This is a genomic window from Pseudomonas tremae, assembly GCF_001401155.1.
In the GTDB taxonomy this organism is placed as follows: Bacteria; Pseudomonadota; Gammaproteobacteria; order Pseudomonadales; family Pseudomonadaceae; genus Aquipseudomonas; species Aquipseudomonas tremae.
The window spans coordinates 44,710-61,372 of record NZ_LJRO01000031.1 but is presented as its reverse complement, the minus strand read 5'-3'; the positions used below and the strand labels follow the sequence as shown (position 1 = coordinate 61,372).

Below are 16,663 nucleotides of genomic sequence, written 5' to 3'. Positions count from 1 at the left end.
ATAACTAAAGTGATATTCACAAAAGACAGACCGAATCCTTCATCGCAGCGACCGGTAACTGGCTAAGCTGGAGCAGTGATGGCAAAGAGATACTTATCTGCAAGCTGCGCGCAGCCATCAGAGCACGTTCAGAACCAGCAGGGTTCTGACGCCTACAGGGAGTAAGGAAGATCTATGAGGTTGCAGCCAGTCGACAGTCTTTCGCTCACCCGCACCAGTCTGGTCGAATATTTTCTGTTCGGCATTCGGTTAGCCCACGGCATTGCCTGCATTCTGCCGGGGCTGGCGATCATGTTGCTCATGAAGGACAGTGGCCTGCAGACGCCACAGACTTACCTGACCATGCTGCTGTTTTTCGGCAGTGTCGGCGTGCTGGTGTTTCAAGCCATGGGGGTCTACTCAGAGGCCCTGTTCAGCAACGATTTACGCATGCGGGCAATGGCGATCGCCTGGACCGCAGCATTCGGCCTGCTGCTGTTCATGCAACAGGCCATGGGGTTGTTCGGTTACCTCTCCAATGAAGAGCTGCTGATCTGGTACCTGACCAGCCTTGCGTTGTTCGGCGTCATTCGCCTGTTGCTGCTGACACTGTTCAAGCGCCAGATGCGCAAAGGCTTCTTCCTGCAACATGCGGTCATTCTGGGCGCGACTGAAAACGGGCAGCGTCTTGCCGAATACCTCCTTGAACATCAGGACATTCGCTCGGGCGTGATCGGTTTTATCGACGATCGTATCGGACGCCTGCCCAAGACCGTCGCCAACCTGCCGATGCTGGGCAACACCAGCGATCTGGAGCGTTTGATTCGCGAAGAGAAGGTAACCCAGGTGCTGGTCGCCCTGCCCTGGACGGCTGAAAACCGTATGGATTACATCATTCGCGAACTGCGCAGGCTGCCGGTCAATGTGTTGCTGGTGCCAGACATGATTGCTTTCCGACACACCCACAACCGCATTACCGAAGTGGCCCGGCTACCGATGTTCAACGCCTCGGACGTTCCGCTCAACGGCTGGTCGCCCTTCATCAAGCGTGCCGAGGACATTGTCCTGTCGTCTCTGGCCCTGCTGGCTCTGTCGCCGGTCATGCTGCTGGTCGCGATGGCCATAAAGCTCGACTCGCCAGGGCCGGTGTTTTTCCGCCAGAAGCGCTATGGCTATAACAATCGCCTGATCGAGGTGTTCAAGTTTCGCTCCATGCATCAGCACCAGGCTGACGCAACAGCCGAACAACAGACCACCCGAGGCGACGCCAGAGTCACCCGGGTCGGGCGCTTCATTCGCAAGACCAGCCTTGATGAACTGCCGCAATTGTTCAATGTGGCGGCAGGCAGCATGTCGATGGTGGGGCCGCGTCCACATGCGACCGCCACCAAGGCTGCCGGGATTCTTTTCGAACAGGCGGTGAAAGAGTACACATCGCGGCACCGCGTCAAACCCGGGATTACCGGCCTGGCGCAGATCAACGGCTATCGTGGCGAAACCGACACAGTAGAAAAAATCGAAAAAAGGGTCGAGTTCGACCTTGAGTACATAGAAAACTGGTCAGTCTGGTTCGACCTGTACATCCTCATGCGCACTGTGCCTGCAGTGCTATTCACTCGCGAGGCTTTCTGATGAGCACACTCATTCCCTGCATCATCGCCGGCGGCTCCGGCACCCGCCTGTGGCCTGTCTCGCGGGAAGCCATGCCCAAGCCGTTCATGCGCCTTCCCGATGGCGAAAGCCTGCTGCAGAAGACCTTTTTGCGCGCGGTCGGTCTGCCCGGTGTCGATCGTCTTCTGACCGTCACCAATCGTGAAGTGTATTTCCGCACGGTCGACGACTACCGGCAGCTGAACAAAGGCAAGGCACGTCTGGACTTCATCCTCGAGCCCTTTGGCCGCAATACCGCCGCAGCTGTTGCTGCGGCTGCACTGCACGTGAGCGAGCTGTACGGCGACGATGCGCAATTGCTGGTGTTGCCGGCTGATCATCTGATCACCGACGTTGCGGCGTTTGCCCGCGCCGTGGCGGCGGCTCAGGCACTTGCTGCCGACGGCTGGCTGGTGACGTTCGGTATTCTGCCCACCGCGCCCGAAACCGGTTTCGGTTACATCGAAAAAGGCCCGGCGCTGGGCAACGACGGCTGTCAGGTGGCACGTTTCGTCGAAAAACCCGACGCAGCCACTGCTCAGGCTTATGTCGATGGAGGCCTGCACTTCTGGAACGCCGGCATGTTCTGCATGCGCGCCGACGCCGTACTGCGTGAAATGCGCGCTCATGCCCCCGAGGTGCTGAACGCTGTCAGTGCATGCCTGGCGTCAAGCCAGCGCAAGGAAGGCGATCGCGAATTGCAGATCGAGCTGGACAGCGATTCGTTTGCCCTGGCACCCGACATCTCCATCGACTACGCCTTGATGGAGCGCTCCGACAAGGTGGCGGTGGTGCCCTGCCAACTGGGCTGGAGCGACATCGGCTCCTGGCAGGCCGTGCGCGAACTGTCGCCCGTCGATGCACAGGGCAACTATTGCAACGGCGAAACCGTGCTGCATGACGTCACCAACTGTTACATCGATTCGCGAAAACGGCTGGTAGGTGCGGTCGGCCTCGACAATCTGATCATTATCGACACCCCCGACGCGCTGTTGATCGCCGACGGTCGCCGCAGTCAGGACGTCAAGATCATCGCTCAGGAACTAAAGCGTCAAGGGCATGATGCCTACCGCCTGCACCGAACCGTAACCCGCCCGTGGGGCACCTACACGGTGCTTGAAGAAGGCAAGCGCTTCAAGATCAAACGCATCGTGGTGCGCCCCAGAGCTTCGCTGTCATTACAGATGCATCACCATCGCAGCGAACACTGGATCGTGGTCAGCGGCATGGCCACTGTGACCAACGGCGAGCGGGAATTCATGCTCGACACCAACGAGTCGACGTTCATCAAACCGGGCTTCACTCACCGGCTGGTTAATCCGGGAGTCATCGATTTGGTGATGATTGAAGTCCAGAGCGGCGAATACCTGGGCGAGGACGACATTGTGCGGTTTACCGACATCTATGGCCGGGTGCCGGAAAAACCCGCCAAAGGCTGAGCGACCGCAGGCAGTTTGCACCGATCAAGTAAATTTGAATCACGACGCTTACGTAATGCAGTACCCGCCATCATGAGTTTATTACCCGCAAGGGAGCCGTATTTGTGCATGACAGGAGTTCAGGAACAATGAGAAGCATGATGCTGATTGCCAGCCTTTTGCTGGTGAGTGCGTGCAACACCCCGTCGCGGGTCGGCTTGCCGGACGATCGTGCGCAAATCGAGGCGGGCCAGGCGGCCGGGCGCGCGTTGGCGGGTAAACCGCTGCCGCCGGAACGCATTCGTCCTGGCGACACGCTGCGCATTGTGCGCAACAGTGGCGAGGCGCCGTCGATTTCGGCGTTCACGGCCAACTCCATCTATGAGTTGACCTTGTTCCAGGTGCTCAATGACGGCACTTTTTCCTACCCCTACATCGGTACGGTAAAAGCGGCCGGCCTGACGCTACAGCAATTGAATGACCTGCTGGAAAGCAAGCTGCAGACTGTCTACCGCGAGACGGCACTGACCATCAATATTTCTCAGTCGCCGGGCAATACCGTGTTCGTGGGCGGCGCCGTGCGCAATTCGGTCACGCTGCCGATCAACGTGGCCACCAATCTCAATCAGGCCATCCTCGGCGCAGGCGGGGTCGCGCTGGACGCAGATGCCGGTCGGGTTGCACTGCTGCGTCAGGAAGAGAACGGGCTCTACAAGACCTACTTTTTCGACTACAGCAAGTTCCTCTGGGCAGATGCCGGAGGCCCAACCGCGCCGGTACTGCTGAAACGCGGCGACATAGTGTTTGTTCCCAAATCATCGGTCGGCAACAAGGTGGACGGCGTGTCCCTGTATTTCAACCAGCTGATTCCCTTCGCGAAGTCGATCGGGCTGGGCATGAACTACGAGTTGCGCAATAACAATTAATTGTCAGGGATACAGACATGATCAACATCCGCTCATTCCGCGACCTGCTGCGCCTGTTCTTTATCTTCAAGCGCGAAGTCAAGATTACCGTGCTGGCGACCTTCGTCATTATTCTGCTGGGCGCCTTTCTGCTGCCCAATCGCTATGAATCAACAGCTCTGCTGCTGGTCAAGCCCGGCCGCGACAGCAGCACTGTGCCTATCGAGCTTTCCGACCGTCAGGCCATCGTCATACCCAGCGGCCTGCGTGACCCGCTGCTCGACGAAGAGCGCATGCTCAGCGGCCGACCGATCATGCGCGCAGTGTCCGAGAAGTACCTGGCGGAGCTGTCAATGGCACCCCCTGAAACCGGCGTGCTGGCATCGATAAAGAACGGCGTCAAGGCAGTCGTCGGGGGCGTCGTCAACGGCGTGCGCAGCGTCCTCCAATTCATCGGTCTGGTGGAACACCGCTCGCAGGTCGAGCGGCTGGCCGAAGACCTGGAAAAGAACTTCAAGGTCCGTCATGAGCCTGGTTCCTCGGTAATGGAACTGACCTTTACCTGGAACGACCCCGCCACGGCACAAACAGTGCTCAAGACGTGGATCGATGAATATCAGTCGCAGCGCACCAAGACCCTTGGCCGGGTCAGCCTGTATGCGTTCTACGAAGCGGAAGTGAAGACCACCGGTGAGAACATCATCGAATACAAGAAGCAGATTCAGAACTACCTGAACCAGCTCAGCGCAGTCAGTATTTCCCAGCGACTGGCCGATACGTCTCAGGGGCTCAACGACCTGCGCACCGAACGCAACAATACAACGCGCTCCATCGCCTCGACCAAGGCAGGCCTGGACCTGCTGAAAAAGCAGCTGTCCGAGCAGCCCAAGACCGTCTCCGCCGGACGCGAGCTGGCGCTCAACCCCAATCGCCAGGACTTGCAGAACCGCATCAATGGCAAGGAAGTGGAGCGCCAGGAAATGCTCCGCTCGTTCAAGGACCAGGCGCCACCGATTCGGGCGATCAATGAGGAAATCGATAACCTCAAGAAACTGCTCAACGGGCAGGAGGCAACTGTTCAGCGCTCCGAAAGCATCACGCCCAACCCTATCTACAACCGCATGCAGAACGTCTACGCCGATCAGCAGACCAGCTACGCACGCCTGCAAACCCAGCTTGCGCAGCAGAATGCACAAATCGCTCAACTGGAAAACGATCGCCAGCAGGCGCTGAATCTGGAGCCAGAGCTTTCACGCCTGCAGAACGAGCTGGATGCCTCGGAAAAAAGCTACGCGCTGTACAAGGACAGTCTGGAAAAATCCCGCATCGACCGCGAGCTGGACAACAGCCAGATCAGCAACATCGCAACCATTGAAGAGGCAACGTTCAACCCCAGCCGGGTCTTTCCGAAAAGCCTGTTGATGCTGCTACTGGCGTTTCCGTTGAGCGTTGTGGTGGGCGCGCTGGCGTTGTACTTCTTCTACCTGCTGGATCAGCGCATCCATGACGGCGACAAGATCGAGAGCAGCTTTGGCGTGCCGGTCTGGACCAGCCTGCCAGATCTGGAGCGCGCGCAGGAACGCAGCGCTGCCTTTACCTCCAACCTGCACCGTGTTTACGGAATCCTGCCGCTGGATCAGGTCGACGGACAGGGCCTGACCCTCGGCTTTACTTCGGTCAAGTCGGGCGCGGGTGTGGCCTTCGTGATCGAGCGGCTGCGCACGTTGCTGGTCGAGCAGGGCCATCAAGTCCGCACTGAAGGGCGCAGCCCTGCCAGCCCGGGTGAAATCGTGCTGATCAACGCCTCGGCACTGTCCGCTAATCAGGACGCTTTCGTGCTGCTGCGCAAGGCTGATCTGATCGTACTGGTGGTGCGTGCCGAAGAAACCACCGTGCCGATGCTCGAGGACACACTGAACAATCTCAATACCGCCTTCAAGAAGGTCGACGGCATCATCGTCAACCGGCGCCGTTTCGAAGTGCCGGAACGCGTGCTGAAGTTCCTCAAGCGGTTCGGGAGTCGAGGCTGATGAGAATCGCGCTGCTGGCACCGCTGCCGCCCGAGCAGAACGGCATCGCTGACTATGCCGGGCATCTGCGCCAGGCGCTGGAAGCTCTGGGACTGCAGATCAGTACGCCGCTGCAAGGGGTAGGCAATGATCCTCGCGCCGCAGAACAGCGGGTGGCTGACACGGACTGGAGCAGCGTGGATCTGGTCCATGCCGAACTGGGGGGTGGAAGACTGGCGGAGTTCCAGGCCTTGCGCGCCCTGCGCCGGCGCTTCCCGAAGCTGCCGCTGACCGCGACCGTACATGACCCTGAACGACTGGTCTGGCGCCGCGAAAAGCTTCCCTGGCCACTGTCGATCGCCAGCGGTATGCGTTCACCTCTGCCGGAGATGGCCACAGTGCTGGCCGACCCGCTGTGCCTACATGAAGAGCGACAGCTGGCAAGGCACATGACCCGGCTGGTGACCCTGACACAGGCAGGCAGTCAAAGCCTGCGTCAGCGCATGGGCCTCAAGCCAGCGCAAATGGTTGTGATCCATCACGGCAACGTGGCGATTGCGTCGGCCCCATTGCCGCCGATGAAGCCTTTGCGCCTGCTGTACTTCGGTTTCATCTATCGCGGCAAGGGCATAGAGGACCTGCTGGACGCGCTGGCCAGTGTGTTCACTTCACAGCCCGCACTGCGTTCAACGGTACGCCTGACCCTGGCGGGCGGCAGCGAGCCGGAAATGGCATTCGGCCAGTCCGGCAGTTACCTGGAGCAACTGCGTACGCGTATTCGCCAGTTGGGCCTCGTCGACCTGATCGACTGGCAACTGGACTTGCCTGCCGAGCAGATCGCGCAGGTCATTCAGGCTCATCATGTGATGGTGCTGCCCTATCGCGAATCAAGCAAACTGAAGATTCTCGGCAAACTGCGCGGCACCAGCGGCGCGTTGTCATGGGCAGTGGCCTGCGGCAGAGGCGTCATCACCTCGGATGCACGTTCATTTGCCGAAGAAGTCTCGCACGGCAACGGCACGATCTATCCTCAGGGTGATGTCGAATGCCTGGCCAGTGCCCTGGCGCGTGTCTGCGCATCGCCCGAAATGATCCAGCAATGGGCAGTGAACGCCTCGCGCATGGGCGAGGCCCGGGTCTGGAGTCATACCGCCGAACATTTCCGGGACGTCTTCCGCCAAGCCTGCGAGGAGAAGTGACATGCAGCGTTTATCCAGATTCAAGGCCGTTACAACCGCGCTGATAGCTGCCACCCTGAGCTGCGCCGTTCAGGCGGCAACGGTCCTGAAAGCGCCCCGCGACGTGGTCTGGAAAGACTTTCTGGGTGTCAACGTACAGTTCCAGTACTTTGCGCCGGACACCTATAGGCAACAGATGGATCGTCTGGATGAGCTGGGCCTGAACTGGGTGCGGCTGACCATCCACTGGCCGATCATCGAACCGCAAAAGGATCAATACGCCCTGGCCGAACTGGACGCCGCCATGGCGGCGATCAAGGCGCGCAACTACAACACGCTGGCGTACCTGGTCGGTTCGGCTTCGTTCGCCAGCAGTGCCCCGGTCGATGCCCGAAGCCGCGATCAGTACCCGCCCAAAGATTTCAACGTCTTTGCCGCACGCATGACCGCTCTGGCCAGGCGCTACCCGCAGGTGAGCAACTGGCAGGTCTGGAACGAGCCCAATATTATCTGGCTCCCCAAGGAGGACCCGGCGGCTTATGGCCGTTTGCTGACGACCACAGCCGATGCCATTCGCGCAGCCTTGCCGGATAAAACTATCGTCACCGCAGGCATGGCCTACTACAGCCAGATGCACAGCACCTCCGGCTACATGCTGCAGGCCCTGCTCGACAACGGTCTGGGCCAGCAGAATATCGTGGCCGCCTACCACCCATACTCCGAATACCCGGAAGGCGACTCGGTGGCAGACCGCGACTTTCTGGTACGCGCCGATGCCATGAATAACTTGCTGCACAGCAACGGTGTCAAGCAGGTGTGGGCCACCGAATGGGGCTGGTCAAGCTACGACGGTCCGGTGGAGATGCAACAGCTGATTGGCACTTCAGGCCAGGCCGACTACACCCTGCGGCGCCTGGCGCTGATGAGCGCCCTGGACTTCCAGCGTATCTTCCTGTTCAACCTCAGCGACCTTGACGAGCGTGCTTCGGCCCGTGATCAGGGCTACGGGCTGCTGGACCTGCAAGCAGGCCCCAAACCGGTCTACACCGCACTGCAGAACTTCCTGAAGATCACCGGCCCGCGCCTCAAACCTGCGGACCCGCCTGCGGTGAGCGCCGTGCCCGGCGATCTGTACGCGGTGCCGTGGAGCAGGGACGATGGCTCCCGTCTGTTGATGTTCTGGAGCGCCACCGGCACATCGCTGAATTTTCCAGGCATCACCAACGCAGTGGTGCATGACCCGCTGACCGGCAGCCGTACCCCGCTGTCCGGCAGCCAGGGCATCACCCTGCTGCTGAAGCCGACTCTGCAAATCCTGGAATGGAAACCTTGAGCATGCGAATTCTATGGACGCTCCCCTACCTGCCATGGCCCACCACCAGCGGCGGCAAGACCCGGGAATATCACCTGCTGCGCAACCTGGCAGCCCGAGGCCATCGCATCACCCTGCTGGTTCAGTCCAAGACTGCGCTGGATGATGAATCCCGCTCGGCACTTGAACCCTGGCTGGAGCGCCTGATCGTGATTGATCGACGTCCACTGCTGAGCTTCCGCACAATGCTGGCTGTGGCGTTCTCGCCTGCTCCGATGCTGGCCAGTATCAACGGCTATGCCCCGACACTGGAAAAAGCCTTCGAGCAACTGCTCGAGGAAGACTGGGACATCATCCAGCTGCAGCATACGTATTTCTTTCAGCCTTTCGAACGCGCGCTAAAACGCTCGGGCAAGCCATTCGTACTGACCGAGCACAACGTCGAATCCGACTTGGGTGCCGCCAGCTACGACCGGCTGCCGCGCTGGGCCGGGGCTTTTGCTTTGTATGATCGCTGGCGCTACAGACGCTGGGAAAGCCGAGTGTTTCGTCAGACCGGCGAGTTGATTGCAGTGACCGAGGACGATGCCAAGGTGCTGTCGCGCCTGAGCGGCAGGGCCACGTCCTATGTCGTCAACAGTGTCGATTGCGGCTACTACGCCAGTGTGCGTGCCGACCGCGGCAGCCATCGCCTGCTCTTCATCGGCAATTATGAGTACGGCCCCAACATCGATGCCATCGAATGGGCGCTGGATGAGATCATGCCGAAGGTCTGGGCTCAGGCACCGGAGGTGAATTTCGCCATCGGCGGTTTTGGCATGCCTGAGAGCTGGCGCGAGCGCTGGCCGGACCCACGCATCGAATGGCTGGGTTTCGTACCCGACCTGCGCGCCTTGCAGGCCACCGCCTCGATGTTCTTCGCCCCTTTGCGCCAGGGCGGCGGTTCCAAACTCAAGACGCTGGAAGCCATGGCCGCCGGCTTGCCGGTGGTGACTACCGCGCAAGGCGTCTCGGGCCTGTCGGTGATCAATGGCGAACATTATCTGGGCAGCGAAGATGCAGCCGGACTCGCCACATTGATAGTCGAATACACCGACAAGCCACTGCGGCTCGATCAGATCGGTGAGGCAGGCCGCGTTTATGTGCGCGCCCGGCACGACTGGTCAGTGTCGGCTGCCCAGCTGGAAGTGATCTACACCCGCTTTTCGCCCACTAAGCAAGGATCGCGCTCATGCGTATAGGACTCGATTACCGCGCGGCAGCCGGTTACCCCATCAGCGGCATCGGCCGCCAGAATTTTGCGCTGGAGAAAGCCTTCCGCGAGCACCCGGACGTGCAACTGCAATTGTTCGGCGTCGCACCTTACGACCATTCGGTGCGCCGCGTGATGCATGCGCCGCGCTGGGCTGCCCCGCTGGATTCGGTGCATCGCCTGCCGGACCGCGCGCGCTTCGAGGGCTCTTTCCTGCCTGGCGCCCTGCGCGATGCAGGCATCGAGGTCTATGTCGCGAATATCAACATGGGCCTGCCGCTGGGTCGAAAACCGGCTGGCATGCGCTATGTGCTGCAACTGCACGATCTGTTTCAGATCACCCAGCAGAACAGCCACGGTTCGCGCCTGAAAGCCCGGGTGTACCGCTTGACCGACTACCTGTCGATTGTCTGGTCGCTCAAGGTTGCCGACCAGATCTGGGTGCCGTCGCAATTTACCGCCAACGAGGCGGCGCGCCTGTTCCCACGGTTCAAGGACAAGCTGCGGGTCGTGCCCCTGCTGGTCGAGCGCTTCGAGGGCGAACCGGCCGACGTCACTCACCTGCGGCTTCCCGAGCGCTATTGGCTGTGCGTTGGCACTCGCGAGCCACGCAAGAACATCAAATGGTTCGTCGAGGCCTGGCAGACCGCACGCATGCAGTTCGTCGACACCCCGGAGCTGGTTCTGGTCGGTAGCGATGAACCGTTGACCGAAGCGCAGCGTCAGTTGCCGGGTCTGCACGTGCTGACCGGCCTCAGTGATGCCGAGCTGCACGCAGTCTACAAAAATGCCGAGCGGCTCTGGCAGCCGTCAAGAAGCGAAGGTTTCGGGCTGCCGGTGATCGAGGCGCTGAACGTGGGGACTCCGGTAGCCGTGGCCACCGGTTCGTCGCTGGATGAAGTCGCCCCACCCCACAGCCCGCGCTTTTCACCTGATGACAGCGGCAACCTGATCAGGCTGATGGGCACGCTGTCCCATGCCCCCGAAGAAGACCCGGCTCTCGCCAGGAACTGGACCGACCGCTATCAGTTGAAAGCGTTCTGCGATCGCGTTCACGCTACGCTGGAGGAGCTGCGCTGATGCCACTGGCGATGCCTCTGGGGTTACTGATCAGCCTGTTGTTCGGGGTGATGATCTGGCTGTTGCCGATACCGCTAGTGCTGATGGCCGTGCTGGGTATTGCCGCCGTGGCGACAGTCATGCGCCGCCCAGTGCTCGGCTTGCTGCTGTTCGGCTTTATCGGGACCTTTCTGCCCTACTCCACGGTTCAGATCGGCATTCGGACGACGGTGTCCGAGGGGCTGATCATGCTGACCTGGGTCAGCTACCTGCTGCAGGGCGTATTTTTTCAAGAACAGGACAAAGTGCCCCCGATGCTGCGCACCGAGCGGTTGCTGGTCGCCTTGATGCTGTTCAGCGCTTTTCCGTTTCTGGTGGGCCAACTGACCGTCGTCGCCGAAGGCAATGGGCCGATCAACTGGGTCCGCTGGCTGTTCAACCTGTCGATCCTGTTTCTGGTGCCACGCTTGCTGACCGATCTCAAGACGCTGGAAAGCCTGGTCATTGCGTTGCTCGGCGGGACGCTTCTGTTGCTGCTGATGTCGATCTCGATCTATGTAAGCAAAGGCTCGGGAACAGCAATCATCCCGATTCTCGGCAGTCTGGGCTACAGCGGCGCAGACACCCTGAACGATAGTTTGCAATCATTCGCCACCCGGATGGGCTCACCCTGGATGCACCCCAACGTGGCCGGCGGCGCTCTGGCAATGTTGCTGCCGCTGGCATTCTGTTTCGGCATGACCCGCAGCGGCATGGCACGCAAGCTGGGCCTGGCCGTTGCAGTGTTGGGCGTCGTCGGCCTGCTGCTGACCGGGTCACGCGGCGCGCTGGTGAGCCTGCTGGCAGTGATGCTGTGGATGGTCCGTCGGCGTGTCCCGCATCTCGGTCGGTTGCTGATGGGTGGCATAACTGCCGGCGTCGTGCTGTTGATGTTCTATCCACCGCTGCAAGAGCGGCTGATGGGCCTGTTCGCCGATGACGACGTCAGCACCGCGATCCGCTTCCTTGAATACAGTCATTTCCCGGATGCAATGGCGACGTTCCCGTTCGGCATCGGTTTCAAGACCGATCCGCCAGTTCTGGGCTACACGCAATTCGGTATTTCCAATTTGTGGCTGAACTTCATCTACAAGATCGGTCTGCCCGGCATGCTGCTGTTTATCGCCGTCACGGTCAGTTGGTGGAAGGCCGTACGCCCCGACACGGGCCGAATCGTGCTGACCCGCGAAAACGCGATTGCGCTGGGTTGCATGATCGGCGTGCTGTCGGCCCTGTTCAGCGGCCTGTTCGACCACTATTTCAGTTTCACCAGCGTGCTGGCTGCCCTGTTCTGGCTGTTTGTCGGCATCAGCCTGCACGAAACCAGGCGCCTGCGCGCCAGCGCCGCAAACTCACGTCATCACCCCGCTGCCCCACCCGAGCTGGAAGCCTCCGTATGAAACATCGCATGCTGCATTCGCACAACCTCAGAGAGGCGCTGCCCGACTACGCACGCAAGATGGCCGTGCCACTTGAAGAACTCGAAGCCGCCTACCAGTGGATGCTCGACAACGAAGTGTGCTTCGAGACGCGTATAAAGGAGCGGACCTTGTCGTTCATCTGCTACCTGAATATCGAGCCGAGAATCGAGAACCCGCTGGCACGACGTTTTTACAAGCTGCTAGCCAGTGAAACCCTCGGCGCCCTGATTCCGCTTTACGGGATCAACTGGCCGACGCTATGTGACCGCATGCTGCGCACTTGGGAGTTGGCTTACAACATTCTGATCTGCAAGATCCCCAGCCATACCCTGCGCCTGCTCTGGCTGCGTATCGGAGGGGCAAAGATCGGCAAAGGCTCGACCGTATGGCGCAATACCGAAGTTCTGGGGGTCGACAGCCTGCGTATCGGCAATGACACCACAGTGGGCTGGCATTGCCAGCTGGATGCACGTGGTGGGCTGGTGATTGGCGATCACGTCACCATCGCCTCGCATGTGCTGATTATCGCCGGAGGGCACGACCTGAATGAACCCGAGTTCTGGGCGGTGGGCGGGCCGGTGTTCATCGGTGACTACGCCTGGATATGCAGCCGCGCCCTGCTCTCGTTCGGTGCCGACATCGGCGAAGGTGCCGTGGTCGGTGGCAACAGCGTGGTGTCCAAGCCTGTCGCGCCCTACGCGATCGTCAGCGGCCCAAATGCCGAAGTCAAAGGCGAGCGCGCGCGTAATCTCAAGTACAAGGTGGGCGGCAAAGGCCTGTTCACCTTGTTCCACTGATCGGCAGCACCTGCGATGCTGGGTTCGACACTCTGGCTGACACTGGCCACCCTTACCGGCCTGGCAGCCGGTTTTGCCCGTGAGTGGCTGTTAGTCGCGGCCTGGGGCGCAGGAGGCCAAAGCGATGCGTTTCTGGTCTCGATGTTTGTACCTGAAGCATTGCGCATGTCGCTGGCAGCCGGCTTGCTCAGTGCGGCGGCCTTGCCGCTGTATCAGCAACGCTCCGCCGAGCGGCAGCAGCGCTGGCTCGGTGGTATGGCACCGCGACTGCTGCTGGGCGGTCTGGCACTGAGCCTGATGCTGGTGGTCGGTGCCGGGCCTCTGGTGCGACTGATAGGCCCGGGACTGGATACCGATGGTTACGTTCAGGCTGCTGGCGGCCTGCGCTGGCTGGCCTGGTGCGCCCCCGGTTTTTTGCTGCACGCATTGTTCTGCGTACCCTTGCAGGCTCGGTCGCGGTTCGTACTGGCCGGGCTTGGCTCGCTGCTGTTCAACTTGCCAGCGGTGATCTACCTCGCCACTTCTGGTCACGCATCCACATCGATCGGCGTCGCCAGTGCCTGCGTGCTGGGCAGCATACTGATGCCCAGCGTGCTGTTACCGACGTTGTACCGGTCCGGCTGGCGACCCTGGCAGTGGCAATCGGAAGCTGGCGCCGTGCGCGAACTGTTGCAACGCATCGGGCCACTGCTGAGCAGCAACCTGGCCAGCCAGGGCCTTGCTTTGCTTGAGCGAATGGTGGCTTCGTTGCTTGGCGAAGGCGCGGTGACCTGGGTCAACCTGGCGCGCAAGCTGATAAACCTGCCGTTGATAGCGCTGATGAGCCTGAATCAGGTGCTGTTGGGGCTGATGAGCGGCAGCGCGGGCGATCAGCGTCTGTCGCTGCTACGGCGCGGGCTGGGCAGCGCCACCTTGCTGACCTTGCCAGCGGTGGCCGGCCTGATAGGTGCGGCTGGCGCGCTCGTAACCCTGCTGCTGCCCGCTCAGACCCACGACGGCCCTTTGCCGGGACTGCTGGCATGGTTTGCCGTACCGCTGATGTTCGGTGCCTGGAATGCGTTGCTCGCACGGTATGCCTACGCAGCAGGTGATACACGTCTGCCGCTCAACTGCGAACTGATCGGCAGCCTGTGCAACGCGCTGCTGCTCGGTACATTGCCCTTGGTATTCGGTCTGTCCGGCATCGCCATCGCAGCATTGGGCGGCGCACTGGTCACTGGTCTGCTGCTGATGCGGCGCCAGTCACTGCTCAAGGTCCTGCCCTGGCGCAGTCACTGGTTGCTGGCCAGCGCGCTGATGGTGATCGCCGCTCTGGCCCTGCATCCGCTGCAAAATACCTGGCTGCAGCTTGGATTGAGCTGCCTTTATGGTGCGCTATTGCTGGCAGGACTGGCGTTATGGCTCAAGCCGTGGCGCAGCACAGAAGCCTGATCGACGGCTTGCCTGCAGGTATCGCGGAAGCACTCAAGACTCGGCGAGATGAATTTGTCGCGGTGCCTGATCATGAAGAATCGCCGGTTCAACGGCGGCAGTGGGCTGGCAAGCGTCTTCAACTGACCGCTTGCCAGCAGATCAGCCACCACGCGCCGGGACAGACAGCTGATGCCGATGCCCTCAGCAAGGGTGCGTTTTATTGCCTCGGAACTGCCCATCTGGCGCATGTCCTTCAGATCATGCAGGTGCCTGAGCAGCAAGTGCTCGACCTCCTCCCGGGTTCCGGAGCCCGGCTCGCGCAATAGCCATTCCGCATGCTGCAATTCAGTCAGTGATACCTGTGCCTGCCGGGCCAGCGGATGACTGCTGCCGGCAACAATGAGCATCTCATCGACCCGCCAAGGCTCGGCGATCAGTTCCGGCAGATGACACGGCGCCTCGATCAGCCCCATGTCAATCTCGAACTGCGAGACCTTGCGGGCAATTGATGCGCTGTTGCCGATGTCTACGTCCACCCGCAACAGCGGTGCAGAGGCGCGAAGCGCACCGATAATCAGCGGCAGCTCGTAATTGCCGATAGTGCTGCTACTGCCGATTCGCAGGCGCGCATTCAGGCTGGCATCGGGCAGCAGAAAACTGTCTTCGATCTGCTGGGCGCTTTCCAGCATCGTCATGGCGCGGGGCAACAGCGCCTGTCCACTGTCATTAAGGACCAGCCGCTTGCCCACCCGGTCGAACAGGCGCGTGCCGAGCGCACTTTCCAGCTCGTTGAGTGCAGCGCTGGTGGCCGACTGAGATAACGCCAGCGCATGGCCTGCACTGGTAGTGCTGCCGTGCCGCGTAATAGCGCAAAAAATCTGCAGTTGCCGCAGGTTAAGCCTCAAGGGCGAACTCCATTCAGGGTTTATCTACCTGAAATACAGGTAACAAGAAGCGAGATTACCCGTTTAGAGAATTTATTGTCGAACCTTAAACTAACTGCACATCCGCAACTACCCGCAGGAAAACGCCATGAACCGGCTCGCCATCATCATCAAGGGTTACGCCCCTCTCAAAGCCTTGGCGAGCCCGCGCGAAGCGATCCGCCAATTCACGCCAAACTGGTTCGCCGTAACCATGGGCACCGGAATTCTGTCGCTGGCGTTGGCGCAACTGCCAGGCAACTCGGCACTTTTGCGTAACCTAGGGGAAGCACTGTGGTTCCTCAATATAGGCCTGTTCGTGCTGTTCAGCGTGATGTACGCCTGTCGCTGGCTGTTGTTCTTCAACGAGGCGCGTAAGGTGTTCGGGCATTCGACGGTCTCGATGTTCTTCGGCACGATCCCCATGGGCCTGACGACCCTCATCAGCGGCCTGCTGGTCTTCGGCCCGGCACGCTGGGGCGATTCAATTGTTCCGGTTGCCGAAGCCCTGTGGTGGCTGGATGTGGCCATGGCGCTGGCCTGTGGCGTACTGATCCCGTTCATGATGTTCACCCGCCAGGAACACAGCATCGAGAAAATGACCGCTGTATGGCTATTGCCCGTGGTGGCCGCCGAAGTCGCAGCGGCCTGCGGCGGGTTGCTGACGCAGCAGCTCGCCACGCCAGATGCGCAGTTCACCGTGCTGATCACCAGCTACGTACTGTGGGCCTACTCGGTGCCTGTTGCGCTGAGCATCCTGGTGATCTTGCTGTTGCGATTGGCACTGCACAAGCTGCCGCACGAGAGCATGGCGGCATCGAGCTGGCTGGCACTGGGCCCGATCGGTACGGGCGCACTGAGCATGCTGGTGATGAGCAGCGATGCCCCGGCAGTGTTTGCCGCACACGGCTTGGCGTCGGTGGGCAACGTGGCAGCCGGCGTCGGGGTCATTGCCGGTATGCTTTTCTGGGGGCTGGGCCTGTGGTGGATGGCGCTGGCAGTGCTGATAACAGCGCGCTATTTCAAGCAAGGTCTGGCGTTCAATCTGGGCTGGTGGGCATTCACCTTTCCACTCGGGGTGTACGCGCTGGCGACGCTCAAACTGGGTGCGACCCTGCATCTGGGCTTTTTCGACGTGTTCGGCCAAGGGCTGGTGGGGTTGCTGGCGGTCATGTGGCTGATCGTGTCTGCGCATACCCTGGCGGGCGCCTACCGAGGGCATCTGTTCGTCTCGCCGTGCATTGCATCGAGCGCATGTGCCCTTCGGTAAATCTCCTTGAACTTACTTTCGCAGCGGGGCGCCTGAGA

General features: G+C 60.6%; 13 protein-coding genes. 12 read left to right on the top strand and 1 reads right to left on the bottom strand.

Annotated features, from left to right (window positions below; all coding sequences use genetic code 11):
• Nucleotides 1-174: 174 nt before the first annotated feature.
• The 11 genes from ALO43_RS01850 (at nt 175) to ALO43_RS01800 (ending at nt 14,450) form a co-directional block, all read left to right on the top strand.
• Nucleotides 175-1,611, top strand: a complete 1,437-nt coding sequence (locus ALO43_RS01850) for an undecaprenyl-phosphate glucose phosphotransferase (RefSeq protein ID WP_005890443.1) — start codon at nt 175-177, stop codon at nt 1,609-1,611.
• Complete coding sequence (locus ALO43_RS01845) at nt 1,611-3,068, top strand: mannose-1-phosphate guanylyltransferase/mannose-6-phosphate isomerase (RefSeq protein ID WP_054997027.1); 1,458 nt, start codon at nt 1,611-1,613, stop codon at nt 3,066-3,068. Before ALO43_RS01850 ends, ALO43_RS01845 begins: the two co-directional genes overlap by 1 nt.
• Before the next feature lie 128 nt (nt 3,069-3,196).
• Nucleotides 3,197-3,973, top strand: a complete 777-nt coding sequence (locus ALO43_RS01840) for a polysaccharide biosynthesis/export family protein (RefSeq protein WP_042932289.1) — start codon at nt 3,197-3,199, stop codon at nt 3,971-3,973.
• Between the two features lie 17 nt (nt 3,974-3,990).
• The gene (locus tag ALO43_RS01835) at nt 3,991-5,982 is read left to right on the top strand and encodes an exopolysaccharide transport family protein (protein ID WP_005890439.1); all 1,992 of its coding nucleotides are present in this window, start codon (nt 3,991-3,993) and stop codon (nt 5,980-5,982) included.
• Entirely contained in the window at nt 5,982-7,160 is a 1,179-nt protein-coding gene (locus ALO43_RS01830; protein ID WP_005890438.1) for a glycosyltransferase, read from the top strand. Before ALO43_RS01835 ends, ALO43_RS01830 begins: the two co-directional genes overlap by 1 nt.
• Before the next feature lies 1 nt (nt 7,161).
• A complete protein-coding gene (locus ALO43_RS01825; protein ID WP_024689755.1) occupies nt 7,162-8,472 on the top strand; it encodes a cellulase family glycosylhydrolase in 1,311 nt (436 codons plus the stop codon).
• Between the two features lie 2 nt (nt 8,473-8,474).
• Nucleotides 8,475-9,692, top strand: a complete 1,218-nt coding sequence (locus ALO43_RS01820; RefSeq protein WP_054997026.1) for a glycosyltransferase family 4 protein — start codon at nt 8,475-8,477, stop codon at nt 9,690-9,692.
• Nucleotides 9,683-10,783 carry a glycosyltransferase family 4 protein gene (locus tag ALO43_RS01815; RefSeq protein WP_054997025.1) on the top strand — a complete coding sequence of 367 codons (1,101 nt, stop codon included), beginning with the start codon at nt 9,683-9,685 and terminating at the stop codon, nt 10,781-10,783. The genes ALO43_RS01820 and ALO43_RS01815 overlap by 10 nt, the downstream gene beginning before the upstream one ends.
• Complete coding sequence (locus ALO43_RS01810) at nt 10,783-12,201, top strand: O-antigen ligase family protein (protein ID WP_053479661.1); 1,419 nt, start codon at nt 10,783-10,785, stop codon at nt 12,199-12,201. The genes ALO43_RS01815 and ALO43_RS01810 overlap by 1 nt, the downstream gene beginning before the upstream one ends.
• Nucleotides 12,198-13,019, top strand: a complete 822-nt coding sequence (locus tag ALO43_RS01805; protein ID WP_054997024.1) for an acyltransferase — start codon at nt 12,198-12,200, stop codon at nt 13,017-13,019. Before ALO43_RS01810 ends, ALO43_RS01805 begins: the two co-directional genes overlap by 4 nt.
• Nucleotides 13,020-13,034: 15 nt before the next feature.
• Nucleotides 13,035-14,450: a lipid II flippase MurJ gene (locus ALO43_RS01800; RefSeq protein WP_024671043.1), complete on the top strand. Its 1,416-nt coding sequence runs from the start codon at nt 13,035-13,037 to the stop codon at nt 14,448-14,450.
• Here ALO43_RS01800 and ALO43_RS01795 read toward each other — a convergent pair.
• A complete protein-coding gene (locus ALO43_RS01795) occupies nt 14,384-15,337 on the bottom strand; it encodes a LysR family transcriptional regulator (protein WP_053479659.1) in 954 nt (317 codons plus the stop codon). The two genes, ALO43_RS01800 and ALO43_RS01795, sit on opposite strands and share 67 nt — an antisense overlap.
• Before the next feature lie 127 nt (nt 15,338-15,464).
• Here ALO43_RS01795 and ALO43_RS01790 point away from each other — a divergent pair, with 127 nt between their 5' ends.
• Nucleotides 15,465-16,625 (top strand): TDT family transporter, encoded by a 1,161-nt coding sequence (locus ALO43_RS01790; RefSeq protein ID WP_054997023.1) that lies wholly within the window; start codon nt 15,465-15,467, stop codon nt 16,623-16,625.
• Nucleotides 16,626-16,663 lie beyond the last annotated feature (38 nt).

What these genes read in the sequence shown, in the direction of transcription:
- ALO43_RS01850 (WP_005890443.1), top strand. Translation starts at nt 175, where the DNA reads ATGAGGTTGCAGCCAGTCGACAGTCTTTCGCTCACCCGCACCAGTCTG.
- ALO43_RS01800 (WP_024671043.1), top strand. Translation starts at nt 13,035, where the DNA reads ATGCTGGGTTCGACACTCTGGCTGACACTGGCCACCCTTACCGGCCTG.
- ALO43_RS01790 (WP_054997023.1), top strand. Translation starts at nt 15,465, where the DNA reads ATGAACCGGCTCGCCATCATCATCAAGGGTTACGCCCCTCTCAAAGCC.
- ALO43_RS01820 (WP_054997026.1), top strand. Translation starts at nt 8,475, where the DNA reads ATGCGAATTCTATGGACGCTCCCCTACCTGCCATGGCCCACCACCAGC.
- ALO43_RS01840 (WP_042932289.1), top strand. Translation starts at nt 3,197, where the DNA reads ATGAGAAGCATGATGCTGATTGCCAGCCTTTTGCTGGTGAGTGCGTGC.
- ALO43_RS01810 (WP_053479661.1), top strand. Translation starts at nt 10,783, where the DNA reads ATGCCACTGGCGATGCCTCTGGGGTTACTGATCAGCCTGTTGTTCGGG.
- ALO43_RS01830 (WP_005890438.1), top strand. Translation starts at nt 5,982, where the DNA reads ATGAGAATCGCGCTGCTGGCACCGCTGCCGCCCGAGCAGAACGGCATC.
- ALO43_RS01835 (WP_005890439.1), top strand. Translation starts at nt 3,991, where the DNA reads ATGATCAACATCCGCTCATTCCGCGACCTGCTGCGCCTGTTCTTTATC.
- ALO43_RS01845 (WP_054997027.1), top strand. Translation starts at nt 1,611, where the DNA reads ATGAGCACACTCATTCCCTGCATCATCGCCGGCGGCTCCGGCACCCGC.
- ALO43_RS01825 (WP_024689755.1), top strand. Translation starts at nt 7,162, where the DNA reads ATGCAGCGTTTATCCAGATTCAAGGCCGTTACAACCGCGCTGATAGCT.
- ALO43_RS01805 (WP_054997024.1), top strand. Translation starts at nt 12,198, where the DNA reads ATGAAACATCGCATGCTGCATTCGCACAACCTCAGAGAGGCGCTGCCC.
- ALO43_RS01815 (WP_054997025.1), top strand. Translation starts at nt 9,683, where the DNA reads ATGCGTATAGGACTCGATTACCGCGCGGCAGCCGGTTACCCCATCAGC.